Annotated in this window: 18 protein-coding genes and 1 tRNA gene; 18 read left to right on the top strand and 1 reads right to left on the bottom strand. The window is 42.3% G+C overall.

Annotated features, from left to right (window positions below):
• Nucleotides 1–52 precede the first annotated feature (52 nt).
• The 18 genes from QM408_RS04760 (at nt 53) to pepC (ending at nt 17,141) form a co-directional block, all read left to right on the top strand.
• Nucleotides 53–126, top strand: a tRNA-Pro gene (locus QM408_RS04760).
• Between the two features lie 487 nt (nt 127–613).
• Entirely contained in the window at nt 614–820 is a 207-nt protein-coding gene (locus QM408_RS04765; RefSeq protein ID WP_414373790.1) for a hypothetical protein, read from the top strand.
• A complete protein-coding gene (locus QM408_RS04770) occupies nt 817–1,011 on the top strand; it encodes a hypothetical protein (protein ID WP_414373792.1) in 195 nt (64 codons plus the stop codon). The genes QM408_RS04765 and QM408_RS04770 overlap by 4 nt, the downstream gene beginning before the upstream one ends.
• On the top strand, nt 998–1,882 hold the full coding sequence (locus QM408_RS04775) for an ABC transporter ATP-binding protein (protein ID WP_045612719.1): 885 nt from the start codon (nt 998–1,000) through the stop codon (nt 1,880–1,882). The genes QM408_RS04770 and QM408_RS04775 overlap by 14 nt, the downstream gene beginning before the upstream one ends.
• Before the next feature lies 1 nt (nt 1,883).
• The gene (locus tag QM408_RS04780; protein WP_125454664.1) at nt 1,884–2,621 is read left to right on the top strand and encodes an ABC transporter permease; all 738 of its coding nucleotides are present in this window, start codon (nt 1,884–1,886) and stop codon (nt 2,619–2,621) included.
• Complete coding sequence (locus QM408_RS04785; protein ID WP_125454663.1) at nt 2,621–3,718, top strand: sensor histidine kinase; 1,098 nt, start codon at nt 2,621–2,623, stop codon at nt 3,716–3,718. The genes QM408_RS04780 and QM408_RS04785 overlap by 1 nt, the downstream gene beginning before the upstream one ends.
• Nucleotides 3,719–4,318: a response regulator transcription factor gene (locus tag QM408_RS04790; RefSeq protein ID WP_125454662.1), complete on the top strand. Its 600-nt coding sequence runs from the start codon at nt 3,719–3,721 to the stop codon at nt 4,316–4,318.
• A 311-nt stretch (nt 4,319–4,629) separates the two neighbouring features.
• Nucleotides 4,630–5,043 carry a 30S ribosomal protein S12 gene (gene rpsL, locus QM408_RS04795; RefSeq protein WP_001142332.1) on the top strand — a complete coding sequence of 138 codons (414 nt, stop codon included), beginning with the start codon at nt 4,630–4,632 and terminating at the stop codon, nt 5,041–5,043.
• Between the two features lie 19 nt (nt 5,044–5,062).
• Nucleotides 5,063–5,533, top strand: coding sequence for a 30S ribosomal protein S7 (gene rpsG, locus QM408_RS04800; RefSeq protein WP_000087873.1), 471 nt, complete (start codon nt 5,063–5,065; stop codon nt 5,531–5,533).
• Between the two features lie 282 nt (nt 5,534–5,815).
• Entirely contained in the window at nt 5,816–7,897 is a 2,082-nt protein-coding gene (fusA, locus tag QM408_RS04805) for an elongation factor G (protein WP_000090348.1), read from the top strand.
• 103 nt (nt 7,898–8,000) lie between these two features.
• A complete protein-coding gene (locus tag QM408_RS04810; RefSeq protein ID WP_414373795.1) occupies nt 8,001–12,392 on the top strand; it encodes a PolC-type DNA polymerase III in 4,392 nt (1,463 codons plus the stop codon).
• A 101-nt stretch (nt 12,393–12,493) separates the two neighbouring features.
• Nucleotides 12,494–12,757, top strand: a complete 264-nt coding sequence (locus QM408_RS04815; RefSeq protein WP_049551202.1) for a type II toxin-antitoxin system RelB/DinJ family antitoxin — start codon at nt 12,494–12,496, stop codon at nt 12,755–12,757.
• Nucleotides 12,750–13,028, top strand: coding sequence for a type II toxin-antitoxin system YafQ family toxin (locus QM408_RS04820; RefSeq protein WP_049551201.1), 279 nt, complete (start codon nt 12,750–12,752; stop codon nt 13,026–13,028). The genes QM408_RS04815 and QM408_RS04820 overlap by 8 nt, the downstream gene beginning before the upstream one ends.
• Nucleotides 13,029–13,048: 20 nt before the next feature.
• Nucleotides 13,049–13,201: a hypothetical protein gene (locus QM408_RS04825; protein WP_000776626.1), complete on the top strand. Its 153-nt coding sequence runs from the start codon at nt 13,049–13,051 to the stop codon at nt 13,199–13,201.
• Nucleotides 13,202–13,222: 21 nt separating this feature from the next.
• Complete coding sequence (locus QM408_RS04830; protein ID WP_414373797.1) at nt 13,223–14,464, top strand: aminopeptidase; 1,242 nt, start codon at nt 13,223–13,225, stop codon at nt 14,462–14,464.
• Nucleotides 14,465–14,473: 9 nt separating this feature from the next.
• Complete coding sequence (locus QM408_RS04835) at nt 14,474–14,704, top strand: GlsB/YeaQ/YmgE family stress response membrane protein (RefSeq protein ID WP_265470848.1); 231 nt, start codon at nt 14,474–14,476, stop codon at nt 14,702–14,704.
• A 268-nt stretch (nt 14,705–14,972) separates the two neighbouring features.
• A complete protein-coding gene (locus QM408_RS04840) occupies nt 14,973–15,695 on the top strand; it encodes a pseudouridine synthase (protein ID WP_414304547.1) in 723 nt (240 codons plus the stop codon).
• Between the two features lie 111 nt (nt 15,696–15,806).
• Nucleotides 15,807–17,141, top strand: a complete 1,335-nt coding sequence (gene pepC / locus QM408_RS04845; protein WP_049492743.1) for an aminopeptidase C — start codon at nt 15,807–15,809, stop codon at nt 17,139–17,141.
• A 55-nt stretch (nt 17,142–17,196) separates the two neighbouring features.
• On the opposite strand, the gene QM408_RS04850 is transcribed toward pepC, so the two are convergent.
• Nucleotides 17,197–18,108 carry a PTS system mannose/fructose/sorbose family transporter subunit IID gene (locus QM408_RS04850; RefSeq protein ID WP_084926981.1) on the bottom strand — a complete coding sequence of 304 codons (912 nt, stop codon included), beginning with the start codon at nt 18,106–18,108 and terminating at the stop codon, nt 17,197–17,199.
• Nucleotides 18,109–18,130: the final 22 nt, after the last annotated feature.

Consider the following 18,130-nt stretch of genomic DNA (forward strand, 5'->3'; position numbering starts at 1 on the left):
AATCAGGCGGTTAGAGGTTCGACTCCTCTAGGGTGCATTTTTCTATTTAACTCGGGAAGTAGCTCAGCTTGGTAGAGTACTTGGTTTGGGACCAAGGTGTCGCAGGTTCGAATCCTGTCTTCCCGATTCATTACAGAGATACGTAAGCGTATCTTTTTTGTTTAACTAGATATTATATACATTAAGAGAGAATCAGTTTGCTTCTCTCTTTTTTGAATTTCAGTAATTCATTTTGATCGCGTATACTTTTTTGTTTCCTGTCTTATTTAATAAATACTGTAGTTAATTATACACATTGAAATTTAATAGATTTTATAACTCTTATTAATTCTTAATAAAGTAATAGAAGAGTTTTTGTTGAACCTATAATATATGTTTCAATGTTATAAAAATTGCTGCTATTACGAGTCTAGATAAGTATTAGTTTACATTATAGTGTGAATTGGGTTTGATATTTCTTTTGAGGAAGCTACCTTAGATTTTTCTACTTGTGTTTTATTGTATAGTGTATCTTGCTTGTTTTGAACAGAATCTTTTATGACATTTGTCATATTTCCTAGTGACAGAAGCATCTAGCTCCGCAAACTTCAAAAGTCTATAATTGAAGTATGAAATGGAGGAAGAAGAGATGAAAAATAAAATGATTGTCGCAGTGAGTCTAGTAACAGCAGGAGTCATGACTTATCTCATGTTCTCAGGATTGGATGAAGATTTCTATCATTTTCCTTGGGAGCTATTTGCAGGATTTGGAATGATGTCCTGGCTTATCCGAGAAGGTTTGAAATTAGTCTCAGATGTGAAAAAGGAGTTTGAAAAATGAAAAAAGCGTTTCTCTATCTTTTTATTGGACTATCACTAGTGGTATGGTTGGTAGAAATGTTTACAGGTTGGTTTGATCAAGCCTTCCTTCACCAATTCATCCCTGGTGCCTGGGGACTGGGATTTATGATTTTTATCGCCTTTCCTATGGGAAAGGAGTGGTTGAAAGGAGAATATCATGAACATGATTAAGGTAGAAAGCCTAAATAAAAACATCAAGGGCAAGGCTATTTTGAAGGATATTTCCTTTGAGATAGCTGAAGGTGAATGCGTCGCCTTGATTGGGCCCAATGGTGCTGGGAAGACCACACTCTTGGACTGTTTGCTTGGAGATAAACGGGTCACAAGCGATCAAGTATCCATCCAAGGCTTGCCAGTGACGAGTTCTCAGTTAGACTACACAAGATCCTATCTCCCTCAAGAAAATGTCATCGTTCAGAAATTAAAGGTCAAAGAGTTGATTGCTTTCTTTCAAAGTATTTATCCAAATCCCTTGAGCAACCAGGAAATCGATCAACTATTGCAGTTTGACCAGCATCAGAAAGAGCAATTCGCAGAAAAATTGTCAGGCGGGCAAAAGCGTCTCTTCTCTTTTGTCTTGACCTTGATTGGGCGACCAAAGCTTGTCTTTTTAGATGAACCAACTGCTGCCATGGATACTTCAACTCGTCAACGCTTTTGGGAAATTGTTCAGGAACTAAAAGCTAAGGGAGTTACCATTCTCTATTCCTCCCATTATATCGAAGAGGTAGAGCATACAGCGGACCGGATTTTGGTCTTGAATAAGGGAGAGTTGATTCGTGATACGACGCCTCTAGCCATGCGTAGTGAGGGAATTGAAAAGCATTTTATCCTTCCTCTAGCATACAAGGAAGTCATTGAGCAGTCTAACTTGGTTGAAAACTGGTCACAAAAACAAGATGCTCTACAAGTAGTCACACGCGAAGCGGACGCTTTCTGGGAACTATTAGTTCAGGCAGGATGTAGGATTCAAGAAATTGAAGTCAATAATCGTAGCTTGCTGGATACAATCTTTGAAGAAACACAAAAGGGAGATGACTAAGATGAAACGATGGATCGCACTAAACAAGATAGAATTTCTATTGACCAAACGACAATTAGTCTATTATCTGTTATCCGTAGGGATGCCGACAGCCTTCTATTTATTTTTTTCTGGCATGTACCAGGACACACCAGGTGGGCCCGCGAATTTTATGCGTGATTACCTCATCTCCATGACAGCCTTTTCCATGATGTCGACAGCTATGTTTTCATTCCCAGCTGTTTTACATACCGATAAAATCAACAATTGGCAGAAAACATTACGCCATACTCCAGTAAATATGGTAGAATATTATCTATCAAAGATAACAAGTATGATGGTTGATTATTTGGTCTCAATCCTGGTTGTTTTCTCAGTTGGGCACTTGGTCAGAGGTGTGGATATGTCTCTAGGAAGCTGGATTGGGGCTGCACTTTTGCTGATAGTAGGAAGTGTTGCCTTTGTAGCGCTTGGATTAACCTTGACACTCTTGCCTTCTAGTCAGCTGATGTCTGTCGTGGGTAATCTTCTCTATCTAGGCTTGGCTGTTTTAGGCGGACTCTGGATGCCCATCTCTTTATTTCCAGACTGGATGCAAGCAATCGGGAAGTGCCTACCAACTTATCAGTTGATGGAGTTGCTCAAGGCTTTCTTAAACGAGGGTGGCATCAATCTATCAGCCACAGTTTATCTACTTGTTTTTTCAGCAGTTTTGTTTGGTTTGACCATTTACCTTCAAGGTCATAAGGAGAATACTTAATGTTTGAAAGACTAAAAAGCATACACTATATGTTTTGGGCAAGTTTGATTTTTATGATTTTCCCCATCCTACCTGTAGTGACTGGGTGGCTTCCTGTCTGGCATTTATTGGTTGATATTCTATTTGTAGTGGCGTATTTGGGTGTTTTAACAACTAAGAGCCAGCGCCTATCTTGGCTATATTGGGGTCTCATGCTGACTTATGTAGTTGGGAATACTGCCTTTGTTGCTGTTAATTATATCTGGTTCTTCTTTTTCCTTTCTAACCTCTTAAGTTATCATTTTGGCGTACGTAGTTTAAAGTCTTTACATGTCTGGACTTTTCTTCTTGCTCAAGTCCTTGTTGTGGGCCAACTTTTGATTTTTCAGAGAATCGAAGTTGAGTTTCTATTCTATCTACTTGTAATTCTTGCTTTTGTCGATTTGATGACTTTTGGCTTGGTTCGGATTCGTATTGTGGAGGATTTGAAAGAAGCTCAGGCTAAGCAAAATGCCCAGATAAATCTATTGCTTGCTGAAAATGAACGTAGTCGTATCGGTCAGGATTTGCATGATAGCTTGGGACATACCTTTGCTATGTTGAGTGTCAAGACAGATTTAGCCTTGCAGTTATTTCAGATGGAGGCTTATCCACAGGTGGAAAAGGAATTAAAAGACATTCACCAGATCAGTAAGGATTCCATGAATGAAGTGCGAACCATTGTGGAAAATCTTAAGTCTAGAACTTTGACATCCGAACTAGAGACTGTGAAAAAGATGTTAGAAATTGCTGGAATTGAGGTGGAAATAGCTAATCAACTAGACACAGCTAGCTTAACTCAGGAATTGGAGTCAACGGCTTCTATGATTTTGCTTGAATTAGTGACCAATATCATCAAACATGCTAAAGCGTCTAAAGTCTACTTGAAATTAGAACGGACAGAGAAAGAACTCATTCTAACAGTGAGAGATGATGGCTGTGGCTTTACTTCTATAAAGGGGGATGACCTCCATACAGTTCGAGATCGTGTTCTTCCATTTTCGGGAGAAGTAAAGGTAATTAGTCAGAAACAACCGACAGAAGTGCAGGTTCGACTACCTTATAAGGAGAGAAAGTAGATGAAAGTGTTAGTCGCAGAAGATCAAAGTATGTTGCGAGATGCTATGTGTCAATTGCTCACGCTTCAACCGGATGTGGAGTCTGTCCTTCAAGCCAAGAATGGGCAAGAAGCAATCCAACTATTAGAAAAGGAGTCTGTAGATATCGCCATCCTTGACGTAGAAATGCCTGTTAAGACAGGTCTTGAAGTTTTGGAGTGGATACGAGCAGAAAAGCTTGAAACAAAGGTGGTTGTGGTGACGACCTTCAAACGTCCTGGGTATTTTGAACGTGCGGTCAAGGCTGGAGTAGATGCTTATGTATTAAAAGAAAGAAACATTGCAGAGCTAATGCAAACCTTGCACACCGTCCTAGAGGGACGCAAGGAGTATTCGCCTGAATTGATGGAAGTGGTGATGACGCATCCCAATCCATTAACAGAACAAGAAATCGCAGTTTTAAAGGGAATTGCTCAGGGCTTATCTAACCAAGAAATTGCAGACAAACTTTATCTATCCAACGGAACAGTCCGAAACTATGTCACCAATATTCTTTCTAAATTACATGCAGGCAATCGAACAGAGGCAGCTAATATTGCGAAAGAATCTGGTTGGTTGTGATGATATAATATTTTTTGAACATTATGTCTAAAATTGATGAGATTGAATGGAACAATATTAATTTTAGGAGGGTGGGATTCCTCCTTTTTCTTTTTTAGGGAGCACTACAAAAGAGCTAAAATTAACAATAAAAAAGAAAAATATCTTGACAACCAAGGGAAAATTTTGTTACAATAATAGACGGTACTTTTTACTTTTGGTCTCTCAAGAGTGTACAGGGACGTGCTGACAAATGTTGCAAAAGTACACACAGATGATAGCTGTCACCAAGTGTATCATCACCAAAAATAAAAAAACACAGGAGAATGTAGATGCCTACAATTAACCAATTGGTTCGCAAACCGCGTAAATCAAAAGTAGAAAAATCTAAATCACCAGCTTTGAACGTTGGTTACAACAGTCATAAAAAAGTTCAAACAAACGTTTCTTCACCACAAAAACGTGGTGTTGCAACTCGTGTTGGAACAATGACACCTAAAAAACCTAACTCAGCCCTTCGTAAATTCGCTCGTGTACGTTTGAGCAACCTTATCGAAGTTACTGCCTACATCCCAGGTATCGGACACAACTTGCAAGAGCACAGCGTGGTGCTTCTTCGTGGTGGACGTGTAAAAGACCTTCCAGGGGTACGTTACCATATCGTCCGTGGTGCACTTGATACTGCAGGTGTTAACGATCGTAAACAAGGCCGTTCTAAATACGGTACTAAACGTCCAAAAGCATAAGGAAAGGGGATAAAGAGAAATGAGTCGTAAAAATAGAGCTCCAAAACGTGACGTATTGCCAGATCCGCTTTACAATTCACAACTAGTTACTCGTCTTATCAACCGCGTTATGCTTGATGGTAAACGTGGTACAGCTGCTTCAATCGTTTACGGTGCCTTTGAGCAAATCAAAGAAGCTACTGGAAACGATGCACTTGAAGTATTTGAAACAGCTATGGAAAACATCATGCCTGTACTTGAAGTACGTGCACGTCGTGTTGGTGGTTCTAACTACCAAGTCCCAGTTGAAGTTCGTCCAGAACGTCGTACAACACTTGGACTTCGTTGGTTGGTAACAATCGCTCGTCTTCGTGGTGAACACACAATGCAAGACCGTCTTGCAAAAGAAATCTTGGATGCTGCTAACAACACTGGTGCAGCAGTTAAGAAACGTGAAGACACTCACCGCATGGCTGAAGCTAACCGTGCATTCGCACACTTCCGTTGGTAAGATAGGATGCGAAAGCGTTAAGAAAGTCCCAGAGAAAATAGGGAATCGAAGCAGGTTGCGATTGCAACCAATGAGATTCATCTTTTTCTCCAGACTTTTAGCTTGAGCTCAACTCAACTAACTTGGGCTTTTAGCCCGAGTTCAATTCAACTTGTAAATCTACAAGTTGAAACCAACAATAGCATGAAAACATTGAGAACGGGTAGGTCCTGCCTATCCGTTTTTATTAAAATCATGTTATAATAGAATAGAAATCAAAAATAAATAGGAGAAACAAACCTCATGGCACGCGAATTTTCACTTGAAAAAACTCGTAATATCGGTATCATGGCTCACGTCGATGCTGGTAAAACAACAACTACTGAGCGTATTCTTTACTACACTGGTAAAATCCACAAAATCGGTGAAACTCACGAAGGTGCGTCACAAATGGACTGGATGGAGCAAGAGCAAGAACGTGGTATCACTATCACATCTGCTGCGACAACAGCTCAATGGAACAACCACCGCGTAAACATCATCGACACACCAGGACACGTGGACTTCACAATCGAAGTACAACGTTCTCTTCGTGTATTGGATGGTGCGGTTACCGTTCTTGACTCACAATCAGGTGTTGAGCCTCAAACTGAAACAGTTTGGCGTCAAGCAACTGAGTATGGAGTTCCACGTATCGTATTTGCCAACAAAATGGACAAAATCGGTGCTGACTTCCTTTACTCTGTAAGCACACTTCACGATCGTCTTCAAGCAAATGCACACCCAATTCAATTGCCAATCGGTTCTGAAGATGACTTCCGTGGTATCATCGACTTGATCAAGATGAAAGCTGAAATCTATACTAACGACCTTGGTACAGATATCCTTGAAGAAGATATTCCAGCTGAATACCTTGACCAAGCTCAAGAATACCGTGAAAAATTGATCGAAGCAGTTGCTGAAACTGACGAAGAATTGATGATGAAATACCTCGAAGGTGAAGAAATCACTAACGAAGAATTGAAAGCTGGTATCCGTAAAGCGACTATCAACGTTGAATTCTTCCCAGTATTGTGTGGTTCAGCCTTCAAGAACAAAGGTGTTCAATTGATGCTTGATGCGGTTATTGACTACCTTCCAAGCCCGCTTGACATCCCAGCAATCAAAGGTATCAACCCAGATACAGACGAAGAAGAAACTCGTCCAGCATCTGACGAAGAGCCATTTGCAGCTCTTGCCTTCAAGATTATGACTGACCCATTCGTAGGTCGTTTGACATTCTTCCGTGTTTACTCAGGTGTTCTTCAATCAGGTTCATACGTATTGAACACTTCTAAAGGTAAACGTGAACGTATCGGACGTATCCTTCAAATGCACGCTAACAGCCGTCAAGAAATCGACACTGTTTACTCAGGTGATATTGCTGCTGCCGTTGGTTTGAAAGATACTACAACGGGTGACTCATTGACAGATGAAAAAGCTAAAATCATCCTTGAGTCAATCAACGTTCCAGAACCAGTTATCCAATTGATGGTTGAGCCAAAATCTAAAGCTGACCAAGACAAGATGGGTATCGCCCTTCAAAAATTGGCTGAAGAAGATCCAACGTTCCGCGTTGAAACAAACGTTGAAACTGGTGAAACAGTTATCTCTGGTATGGGTGAGCTTCACCTTGACGTCCTTGTTGACCGTATGCGTCGTGAGTTCAAAGTTGAAGCGAACGTAGGTGCTCCTCAAGTATCTTACCGTGAAACATTCCGCGCTTCTACTCAAGCACGTGGATTCTTCAAACGTCAGTCTGGTGGTAAAGGTCAATTCGGTGATGTATGGATTGAATTTACTCCAAACGAAGAAGGTAAAGGATTCGAATTCGAAAACGCAATCGTCGGTGGTGTGGTTCCTCGTGAATTTATCCCAGCGGTTGAAAAAGGTTTGGTAGAATCTATGGCTAACGGTGTACTTGCAGGTTACCCAATGGTTGACGTTAAAGCTAAGCTTTACGATGGTTCATACCACGATGTCGACTCATCTGAAACTGCCTTCAAGATTGCGGCTTCACTTGCTCTTAAAGAAGCTGCTAAATCAGCACAACCAGCTATCCTTGAACCAATGATGCTCGTAACAATCACTGTTCCAGAAGAAAACCTTGGTGATGTTATGGGTCACGTAACTGCTCGTCGTGGACGTGTAGATGGTATGGAAGCACATGGTAACAGCCAAATCGTTCGTGCTTACGTTCCACTTGCTGAAATGTTCGGTTACGCAACAGTTCTTCGTTCTGCATCTCAAGGACGTGGTACATTCATGATGGTATTTGACCACTACGAAGATGTACCTAAGTCAGTACAAGAAGAAATCATTAAGAAAAACAAAGGTGAAGATTAATCTGTCCTCACTCTAGAAGGAAGTCACTTAGTGGCTTCCTTTTGTCTTTAGAAAACACCTCTAAGTATGGTAAAATAGTAGAAGAATAATGTGAGGAAAATGAATGTCAAATAGTTTTGAAATTTTGATGAATCAACTGGGGATGTCTGCTGAAATGAGACAGGATCCTGCTTTATTACAGGCTGATATTGAGCGAGTTGTGGTTCATAAAATTAGTAAGGTATGGGAGTTTCATTTCGTATTTTCTAATATTTTACCGATTGAAATCTTTTTAGAATTAAAGAAAGGTTTGAGCGAAGAATTTTCTAAGACAGGCAATAAAGCTGTTTTCGAAATTAAGGCTCGGTCTCAAGAATTTTCAAATCAGCTCTTGCAGTCCTACTATAGGGAGGCTTTCTCTGAAGGGCCATGTGCTAGTCAAGGTTTTAGGTCCCTTTACCAGAATCTGCAAGTTCGTGCTGAGGGCAATCAACTCTTTATTGAAGGCTCTGAGGCGATTGATAAGGAACATTTTAAGAAGAATCATCTTCCTAATTTAGCGAAACAACTTGAAAAGTTTGGCTTTCCAACTTTCAACTGTCAAGTAGAGAAAAATGATGTGCTGACCCAAGAGCAGGAAGAGGCCTTTCATGCTGAAAATGAGCAGATTGTTCAAGCGGCCAATGAGGAAGCGCTCCGTGCTATGGAGCAACTGGAACAGATGGCACCACCTCCAGCTGAAGAGAAACCAGCCTTTGATTTTCAGGCCAAAAAGGCTGCGGCTAAGCCAAAGCTAGATAAGGCGGAGATTACTCCTATGATCGAAGTGACGACTGAGGAAAATCGTCTGGTCTTTGAAGGGGTTGTTTTTGATGTGGAGCAAAAAGTGACCAGAACAGGGCGTGTTTTGATCAACTTTAAAATGACAGACTACACTTCCAGTTTTTCTATGCAAAAGTGGGTTAAGAACGAGGAAGAGGCTCAGAAATTTGATCTAATTAAGAAAAATTCTTGGCTCCGAGTTCGTGGGAATGTGGAGATGAATAACTTCACACGCGATTTGACTATGAACGTGCAGGATGTGCAGGAAGTTGTTCACTATGAGCGGAAGGATTTAATGCCAGAAGGAGAACGGCGGGTTGAGTTTCATGCTCATACTAACATGTCGACTATGGATGCTCTACCAGAGGTTGAAGAAATCGTTGCGACAGCTGCTAAGTGGGGACACAAGGCGGTTGCCATCACGGACCACGGGAATGTCCAGTCCTTCCCACACGGCTATAAGGCGGCCAAAAAAGCGGGAATCCAGCTAATCTATGGAATGGAAGCCAATATCGTGGAGGACCGTGTCCCTATCGTCTATAACGAAGTGGAGCTGGACTTGTCAGAAGCGACCTACGTGGTCTTTGACGTGGAAACGACAGGACTTTCAGCTATCTATAATGATTTGATTCAGGTTGCGGCCTCTAAGATGTACAAGGGGAATGTTATTGCTGAATTTGATGAATTTATCAATCCTGGACATCCCTTGTCAGCTTTTACTACTGAGTTGACTGGAATTACAGATGACCATGTCAAAAATGCCAAACCACTAGAACAAGTTTTGCAAGAATTCCAAGAATTCTGCAAGGATACGGTCTTAGTTGCCCACAATGCTACCTTTGACGTTGGATTTATGAATGCCAATTATGAGCGTCATGGTCTTCCAAGGATTAGTCAGCCAGTTATCGATACGTTAGAGTTTGCTAGAAACCTCTATCCTGAGTATAAACGTCATGGTTTGGGGCCTTTGACCAAGCGTTTTGGTGTGGCCTTGGAACATCACCACATGGCCAACTACGATGCGGAAGCTACAGGTCGTCTGCTTTTCATCTTTATCAAAGAGGTAGCAGAAAAACATGGTGTGACCGACTTAGCTAGACTCAACATTGATTTGATTAGTCCAGATTCTTATAAAAAAGCTCGGATCAAGCATGCGACCATTTATGTCAAGAATCAGGTGGGGCTAAAAAATATCTTTAAGCTGGTTTCTCTGTCTAATACCAAGTACTTTGAAGGGGTGCCACGAATTCCGAGAACAGTTCTAGATGCCCATCGGGAAGGTTTGATTTTAGGTTCAGCTTGCTCTGAAGGTGAAGTTTTTGATGTAGTCGTTTCCCAAGGTGTGGATGCGGCGGTTGAGGTGGCCAAGTATTATGACTTTATCGAGGTCATGCCACCAGCTATCTATGCCCCCTTGATTGCCAAGGAGCAGGTCAAGGATATGGAAGAACTCCAGACCATTATCAAGAGTTTGATAGAGGTGGGAGACCGCCTTGGCAAGCCCGTTCTGGCTACGGGGAATGTCCACTATATCGAACCGGAAGAAGAGATTTACCGTGAAATTATTGTCCGTAGTTTGGGACAGGGGGCTATGATTAACCGAACTATCGGTCATGGGGAACATGCTCAACCAGCTCCTCTGCCAAAAGCCCATTTTAGAACGACTAATGAGATGTTGGATGAATTTGCCTTCTTGGGAGAGGAACTAGCTCGCAAATTGGTTATTGAAAACACCAATGCTTTGGCAGAAATCTTTGAACCCGTTGAGGTCGTTAAGGGTGACTTGTATACGCCTTTTATCGATAAGGCTGAAGAAACGGTCGCTGAGTTAACCTATAAGAAGGCATTTGAGATTTATGGAAATCCACTGCCAGATATTGTCGATTTGCGGATTGAAAAAGAATTAACTTCTATTCTGGGGAATGGATTTGCCGTGATTTATCTGGCTTCCCAGATGCTGGTGCAACGTTCCAATGAACGGGGTTACTTGGTAGGTTCTCGAGGATCTGTCGGATCTAGTTTCGTTGCGACCATGATTGGGATTACAGAGGTCAATCCTCTCTCTCCTCACTATGTCTGTGGTCAGTGTCAGTACAGTGAGTTTATCACGGATGGTTCTTATGGTTCAGGTTTTGATATGCCCAATAAGGACTGTCCGAACTGTGGTCACAAACTCAGCAAAAATGGGCAGGATATTCCGTTTGAGACCTTCCTTGGTTTTGATGGAGATAAGGTTCCCGATATTGACTTGAACTTTTCGGGAGAGGATCAGCCTAGCGCCCACTTGGATGTGCGTGATATCTTTGGTGAGGAATATGCCTTCCGTGCAGGAACGGTTGGTACGGTGGCTGCCAAGACCGCTTATGGATTTGTCAAGGGCTATGAGCGAGATTATGGCAAGTTTTATCGTGATGCAGAGGTGGAACGTCTAGCCCAGGGAGCTGCTGGTGTCAAACGAACGACAGGACAACACCCAGGGGGAATCGTTGTTATTCCTAACTACATGGATGTCTACGACTTTACGCCTGTCCAGTATCCAGCGGATGATGTGACGGCTGAATGGCAGACCACTCACTTTAACTTCCATGATATTGACGAGAACGTCCTCAAACTCGATGTACTAGGACATGATGATCCGACCATGATTCGGAAACTGCAGGACTTGTCTGGGATTGACCCTAATGAAATTCCTATGGATGACGAAGGCGTAATGGCCCTCTTTTCTGGGACGGATGTGTTAGGGGTAACACCTGAGCAAATCGGAACGCCTACGGGCATGCTGGGGATTCCAGAGTTTGGAACCAACTTTGTACGTGGGATGGTCGATGAAACCCATCCGACGACTTTTGCGGAGTTGCTTCAGCTCTCAGGTCTATCCCACGGTACCGACGTTTGGCTGGGCAATGCACAAGATTTGATTAAACAAGGAATAGCGGACCTATCAACTGTTATCGGTTGTCGGGACGACATCATGGTTTACCTTATGCATGCGGGTCTGGAACCTAAGATGGCCTTTACCATCATGGAACGCGTACGTAAGGGCTTGTGGCTGAAGATTTCCGAAGAGGAAAGAAATGGCTATATCGAAGCTATGAAGGCTAATAAGGTGCCAGAGTGGTATATCGAGTCCTGTGGAAAAATTAAGTACATGTTCCCTAAAGCCCATGCGGCAGCCTACGTTATGATGGCCTTGCGTGTAGCCTACTTTAAGGTTCACCACCCTATTTATTACTACTGTGCTTACTTCTCAATCCGTGCTAAGGCATTTGATATCAAGACCATGGGGGCGGGCTTGGATGCTATCAAGCGCAGAATGGAAGAAATCTCTGAAAAACGGAAGAACAATGAGGCTTCTAATGTGGAGATTGATCTTTATACAACTCTTGAGATTGTCAATGAAATGTGGGAACGTGGTTTCAAGTTTGGAAAACTCGATCTCTACCGTAGTCAGGCGACAGAGTTCCTCATCGATGGGGATACCCTCATTCCGCCATTTGTAGCAATGGATGGTCTGGGAGAGAACGTTGCCAAGCAGTTGGTACGAGCGCGTGAAGAGGGAGAATTTCTTTCTAAAACAGAATTACGCAAGCGTGGCGGACTTTCCTCAACCTTGGTTGAAAAGATGGATGAAATGGGCATTCTCGGCAATATGCCAGAGGATAACCAGTTGAGTTTGTTTGATGAGTTGTTTTAAAAAATTGTTTAATCATCTATCCAAAGAGGCTAATGTATATCCAATAGATTTACATTAGCCTTCTTTTTTGTTAAAATAGTCTATAGAAAGAGGGTGAGAGTATGTCAAAGACGAGTATGAGCATCCGTCTGGATAGTGAGGTGAAGGAGCAGGCCCAACAGGTGTTTAGTAATCTGGGAATGGATATGACAACAGCTATTAATATTTTCCTTCGTCAGGCTATTCAATATCAGGGATTACCTTTTGATGTTAGACTAGACGAAAATCGGAAGTTGCTTCAAGTGTTAACGGATTTAGACCAAAATCGTAATATGAGCCAATCCTTTGAATCAGTCTCTGACTTGATGGAGGATTTGCGTGCTTAAGATTCGTTATCATAAACAGTTTAAAAAAGATTTTAAGTTGGCTATGAAGCGTGGTTTGAAGGCAGAATTATTAGAAGAAGTTTTAAATTTTCTTGTTCAAGAAAAAGAACTTCCTGCTAGATATCGTGATCATCCATTGACGGCATCCAAACATTTTCAAGGAGTTCGTGAATGCCATATCCAGCCAGATTGGCTTTTGGTTTATAAAGTAGACAAGTCGGAATTGATTTTAAATTTGCTGAGGACAGGAAGTCATAGTGATTTGTTTTAATAAATTTTAAGGGGGTTCTCATGAAACTAAGAATTTTTGCGGAAGATAAGCCGGCTGAGAAGGTATTTGAATATCAATTGGAACTTGCTGATCAAACAATTCTTCTATCAACAGCACTATTGTCGGGCGCTATTGCTTTAGCAGGATTATTTTCTGCTTTGAAAGAAAAATAAAAATAGAAAAGAGAAAACAACATGGTTTTACCAAATTTTAAAGAAAATCTAGAAAAATATGCGAAATTGTTGGTTGCGAACGGAATTAACGTGCAACCTGGTCACACTTTGGCTCTCTCTATCGATGTGGAGCAACGTGAGTTGGCGCATCTAATCGTCAAAGAAGCTTATGCCTTGGGTGCGCATGAGGTCATCGTTCAGTGGACAGATGATGTCATTAACCGCGAGAAATTCCTCCATGCGCCGATGGAGCGTCTGGATAATGTGCCTGAATACAAGATTGCTGAGATGAACTATCTTTTGGAGAACAAGGCTAGCCGTCTTGGAGTTCGTTCATCTGATCCGGGTGCTTTGAATGGAGTGGATGCTGACAAGCTTTCGGCTTCTGCTAAAGCCATGGGACTTGCCATGAAGCCAATGCGTATCGCAACTCAAGCCAACAAGGTTAGCTGGACTGTAGCCGCTGCTGCTGGACTTGAGTGGGCTAAGAAAGTCTTCCCAAATGCTGCGAGCGATGAAGAAGCAGTTGATCTCCTTTGGGACCAAATCTTCAAAACTTGCCGTGTCTACGAAGAAGATCCTGTTAAGGCTTGGGAAGAGCATGCAGCTATCCTTAAGAGTAAAGCTGATATGCTCAATAAAGAACAATTTTCAGCTCTTCACTACACAGCGCCAGGAACAGATTTGACACTTGGTTTGCCAAAGAACCACGTTTGGGAATCAGCTGGGGCTATCAATGCACAGGGCGAAGGATTCTTGCCAAATATGCCGACAGAGGAAGTTTTCACAGCGCCTGACTTCCGTCGTGCAGATGGTTATGTAACCTCTACAAAACCGCTTGGCTATAATGGCAATATAATCGAAGGCATTAAGGTGACCTTTAAGGATGGACAAATCGTAGATATCACTGCTGAGAAGGGGGATCAGGTCATGAAAGACCTTGTCTTTGAAAATGCGGGTGCGCGTGCCTTGGGTGAATGTGCCTTGGTACCAGATCCAAGTCCAATTTCTCAGTCAGGCATTACCTTCTTCAACACCCTTTTTGATGAGAATGCTTCAAACCACTTGGCTATCGGTGCAGCCTATGCGACTAGCGTCGATGGTGGCGCAGAGATGAGCGAAGAAGAGCTTGAAGCTGCGGGACTTAACCGTTCAGATGTTCACGTGGACTTTATGATTGGTTCTAATCAGATGGATATCGATGGTATCCGTGAGGATGGAACACGTGTACCTCTCTTCCGTAACGGAGATTGGGCAAATTAAGGAGCTGAGATGATAGGAAGTATGTTTGTTGGTCTCCTAGTGGGATTCTTGGCAGGTGCTTTGACCGATCGTGGAGAACGCATGGGATGCTTTGGGAAAATGTTTCTCGGATGGATTGGTGCCTTTCTGGGGCACTTGCTCTTTGGAACTTGGGGACCAGTTTTATCAGGAACAGCCATTATCCCAGCGATTTTAGGTGCCATGATTGTCTTAGCAATTTTTTGGAGACGAGGAAGTTAATTTCTTAAATCTGATACTCAATGAAAATCAAAGAGCAAACTAGGAAACTAGCCGCAGGCTGCTCAAAGCACTGCTTTGCGGTTGTAGATGAAACTGACGAAGCCAGCTCAAAACACTGTTTTGAGGTTGCAGATAGAACTGACGAAGTCAGTAACCATACATACGGCAAGGCGACATTGACGCGGTTTGAAGCGATTTTTGAAGAGTATGAAACGAAAAGGAGGTTGGTTATTGAGACGGCCTCCTTTTGATATGGTATAATGATTCTATGAGATTAGATAAATTTTTAGTTGCCTGCGCTGTGGGGAGCCGGACTGAGGTCAAAAACTTGCTCAAGGCTGGGCACGTGACGGTAAATGGTAAAAAAGAGAAATCAGCTAAATTGCAGATTGATGAAAAAATAGATGAGATTCGCTTTGACGGTCAAGTGCTGGAGTACGAGGAGTTTGTCTACTACATGATGAACAAGCCCCAAGGAGTTATTTCAGCGACTGAGGATCCCAAGCACAGAACCGTTCTGGACTTGCTGGATGACTTGGCTCGGAGCAAGGAAGTTTTCCCAGTAGGACGCTTGGATATTGACACGCATGGTCTTTTGCTCTTGACCAATGACGGCAAGCTTGCCCATGCTCTTCTTTCACCTAAGCGTCATGTGGACAAGACTTATCTGGCACAAGTCAAGGGAATCATGACCCAAGAAGATGTGGATATATTTGCTAAGGGCATTCCGCTCAAAGACTTTACCTGTCAGCCCGCTAGACTGGAGATTGTGTCCATAGATCCAGAAAAGAATCAAAGCCAAATCCGTGTGACCATTGCAGAAGGGAAGTTTCATCAGATCAAGCGTATGGTGGGCTACTGTGGCAAGGAAGTAGTAGACTTGCAACGTTTGACTATGGGAACGCTAGTATTGGATGAGAACTTAGAACGAGGGGAATGGCGTCGCTTGACCAAGGAGGAATTAGAAAATCTTCTTGCTAGTATTACTTAATTTGGTTTATATTCGAAAAAGGTGAGGAAGAATATCCTTGCCTTTTATGTTTTTCAGTTGCTTCCTTTGTGAAAAGAGTTATAATAGACTGTAGAATAAAAGGAGGAATCTATGAACGCGATTCAAGAATCATTTACTGATAAATTATTTGCCAATTATGAAGCAAATGTCAAATACCAAGCGATTGAAAATGCAGCCAGCCACAATGGAATTTTTGCAGCCCTAGAACGTCGCCAAAGCCATGTAGACAATACACCTGTTTTCTCATTGGATTTGACTAAGGACAAGGTAACCAACCAGAAAGCGTCTGGTCGTTGCTGGATGTTTGCAGCTCTTAACACCTTCCGCCACAAACTCATTTCACAATATAAATTGGAAAATTTTGAGTTATCACAGGCCCACACCTTCTTCTGGGACAAGTATGAGAAATCAAACTGGTTCTTGGAGCAAGTCATTGCGACTGCAGACCAAGACTTGACCAGCCGTAAGGTTAAATTCCTACTCCAAACACCACAACAAGACGGAGGTCAGTGGGATATGGTGGTGTCTCTCTTTGAGAAATACGGTGTCGTTCCTAAGTCGGTTTACCCTGAATCTGTTTCATCTAGCAGTAGTCGTGAGCTAAATGCCATTCTCAACAAATTGCTTCGTCAAGATGCTCAAATCTTGCGTGACTTGCTCGCTTCTGGTGCAGACCAAGCGACTGTTCAAGCTAAGAAAGAAGACCTCTTGCAAGAAATCTTTAATTTTCTTGCTATGTCCCTAGGCCTTCCACCACGTAAATTTGACTTTGCTTATCGCGATAAGGATAACAACTACCAAAGCGAAAAGGGCATCACACCACAAGAGTTTTACAAGAAATATGTCAATCTTCCTCTAGAGGACTATGTTTCTGTTATCAATGCCCCAACTGCTGACAAGCCTTACGGCAAATCTTACACAGTTGAGATGTTGGGGAATGTGGTTGGTAGCCGTGCGGTTCGTTACATCAATGTACCGATGGAACGCTTGAAAGAATTAGCGATTGCCCAAATGCAAGCAGGTGAGACTGTTTGGTTTGGATCAGATGTCGGTCAACTCAGCAATCGTAAAGCTGGGATCCTTGCGACAGATGTTTATGACTTTGAATCAAGCATGGACATTAAACTCACTCAAGACAAGGCTGGACGTTTGGATTACAGTGAGAGCTTGATGACCCACGCCATGGTCTTGACAGGTGTGGATTTGGATGAAAATGGCAAGTCAACCAAGTGGAAGGTTGAAAACTCATGGGGAGACAAGGTTGGTACAGATGGTTACTTTGTTGCTTCAGATGCTTGGATGGACGAATACACTTATCAAATTGTTGTTCGTAAGGAATTACTAACAGCAGAAGAACTAGCTGCCTATGAAGCAGAACCAATCGTCCTTGCACCATGGGATCCAATGGGTGCCTTGGCCGAATAAAAGTATAGAAAAAAGGAATCAGATTTTAGAACCTGATTCCTTTTAAGTTGCTTGATTACATGATGTGAAGAACATGTGCCACAATACCCACTGCGAAGAGTGCAAGGATAATAGTGATTGGAGATACTTTTTTCTTAAGCAAGTACATGCAAAGGAGAGTAAGGAGTAGTCCTGATAGTCCAGGGATCAACATATCCAAGTTTTGTTGGAAAGTAGTAACTTTTTCAGGTGTTTGAGATAATCCTTGTCCTACTTGTGCGAATGCTTCTTGGATACCTTTAGATCCTTCTGGCAATTTATCCCAATGGATATAAGCTTTTTCATCTAGTTGAACTTTGGCAACATCGAAAGCAAATTTAATATTTACCCAACGTTGAACAAGGACAGCAAGAATGAACATACCAAGGATAGAAGCTCCTTTAGTGATGTCTTGAAGGATACCGCCAGACATATCTTTAGTGATTTCTGATCCAGCCTTGTATCCAATCTCTTGTGTATACCACAAGAATGACATACGAATCAAGTTCCAAAGAACGAAGAAGAGGATTGGACCTAAGATATTACCAGTAAGGGCAAGTGAAGCACCGAGTGATCCAAGGATTGGGCGTACTGTAAACCAGAATACTGGGTCACCGATACCAGCAAGAGGTCCCATCATACCGATTTTAACCCCTTGGATAGCAGCGTCATCAATTTCAACACCGTTAGCACGTTCTTCTTCAAGTGCAAGAGTAACCCCCATGATTGGAGCGGCTACGTATGGGTGAGTGTTGAAGAACTCAAGATGGCGCTCAAGAGCAGCGACTTGATCTTCTTTTTTAGTGTAGAGTTTTTTAAGAGCTGGAATTAATGAGTAAGCCCAACCCAAGTTTTGCATACGTTCATAGTTCCAAGAACCTTGTAAGAAAGTTGAACGCCACCAAACTTTTTTACGATCTGATTTAGTTAATTGAAGTTTTTCAGTCATGATGTTTTCAGTCCTTTCTTAT

The organism is Streptococcus mitis (assembly GCF_047464965.1).
GTDB lineage: Bacteria > Bacillota > Bacilli > Lactobacillales > Streptococcaceae > Streptococcus > Streptococcus mitis_DU.

Bases quoted from the DNA above. Each gene is read 5' to 3' on its own strand.
- QM408_RS04840 (WP_414304547.1), top strand. From the start codon at position 14,973: ATGAGATTAGATAAATTTTTAGTTGCCTGCGCTGTGGGGAGCCGGACT.
- rpsG (WP_000087873.1), top strand. From the start codon at position 5,063: ATGAGTCGTAAAAATAGAGCTCCAAAACGTGACGTATTGCCAGATCCG.
- QM408_RS04780 (WP_125454664.1), top strand. From the start codon at position 1,884: ATGAAACGATGGATCGCACTAAACAAGATAGAATTTCTATTGACCAAA.
- QM408_RS04815 (WP_049551202.1), top strand. From the start codon at position 12,494: ATGTCAAAGACGAGTATGAGCATCCGTCTGGATAGTGAGGTGAAGGAG.
- fusA (WP_000090348.1), top strand. From the start codon at position 5,816: ATGGCACGCGAATTTTCACTTGAAAAAACTCGTAATATCGGTATCATG.
- QM408_RS04810 (WP_414373795.1), top strand. From the start codon at position 8,001: ATGTCAAATAGTTTTGAAATTTTGATGAATCAACTGGGGATGTCTGCT.
- QM408_RS04775 (WP_045612719.1), top strand. From the start codon at position 998: ATGAACATGATTAAGGTAGAAAGCCTAAATAAAAACATCAAGGGCAAG.
- QM408_RS04830 (WP_414373797.1), top strand. From the start codon at position 13,223: ATGGTTTTACCAAATTTTAAAGAAAATCTAGAAAAATATGCGAAATTG.
- QM408_RS04770 (WP_414373792.1), top strand. From the start codon at position 817: ATGAAAAAAGCGTTTCTCTATCTTTTTATTGGACTATCACTAGTGGTA.
- QM408_RS04825 (WP_000776626.1), top strand. From the start codon at position 13,049: ATGAAACTAAGAATTTTTGCGGAAGATAAGCCGGCTGAGAAGGTATTT.
- rpsL (WP_001142332.1), top strand. From the start codon at position 4,630: ATGCCTACAATTAACCAATTGGTTCGCAAACCGCGTAAATCAAAAGTA.
- QM408_RS04790 (WP_125454662.1), top strand. From the start codon at position 3,719: ATGAAAGTGTTAGTCGCAGAAGATCAAAGTATGTTGCGAGATGCTATG.
- QM408_RS04850 (WP_084926981.1), bottom strand. From the start codon at position 18,108: ATGACTGAAAAACTTCAATTAACTAAATCAGATCGTAAAAAAGTTTGG.
- QM408_RS04785 (WP_125454663.1), top strand. From the start codon at position 2,621: ATGTTTGAAAGACTAAAAAGCATACACTATATGTTTTGGGCAAGTTTG.
- pepC (WP_049492743.1), top strand. From the start codon at position 15,807: ATGAACGCGATTCAAGAATCATTTACTGATAAATTATTTGCCAATTAT.
- QM408_RS04765 (WP_414373790.1), top strand. From the start codon at position 614: ATGGAGGAAGAAGAGATGAAAAATAAAATGATTGTCGCAGTGAGTCTA.
- QM408_RS04835 (WP_265470848.1), top strand. From the start codon at position 14,474: ATGATAGGAAGTATGTTTGTTGGTCTCCTAGTGGGATTCTTGGCAGGT.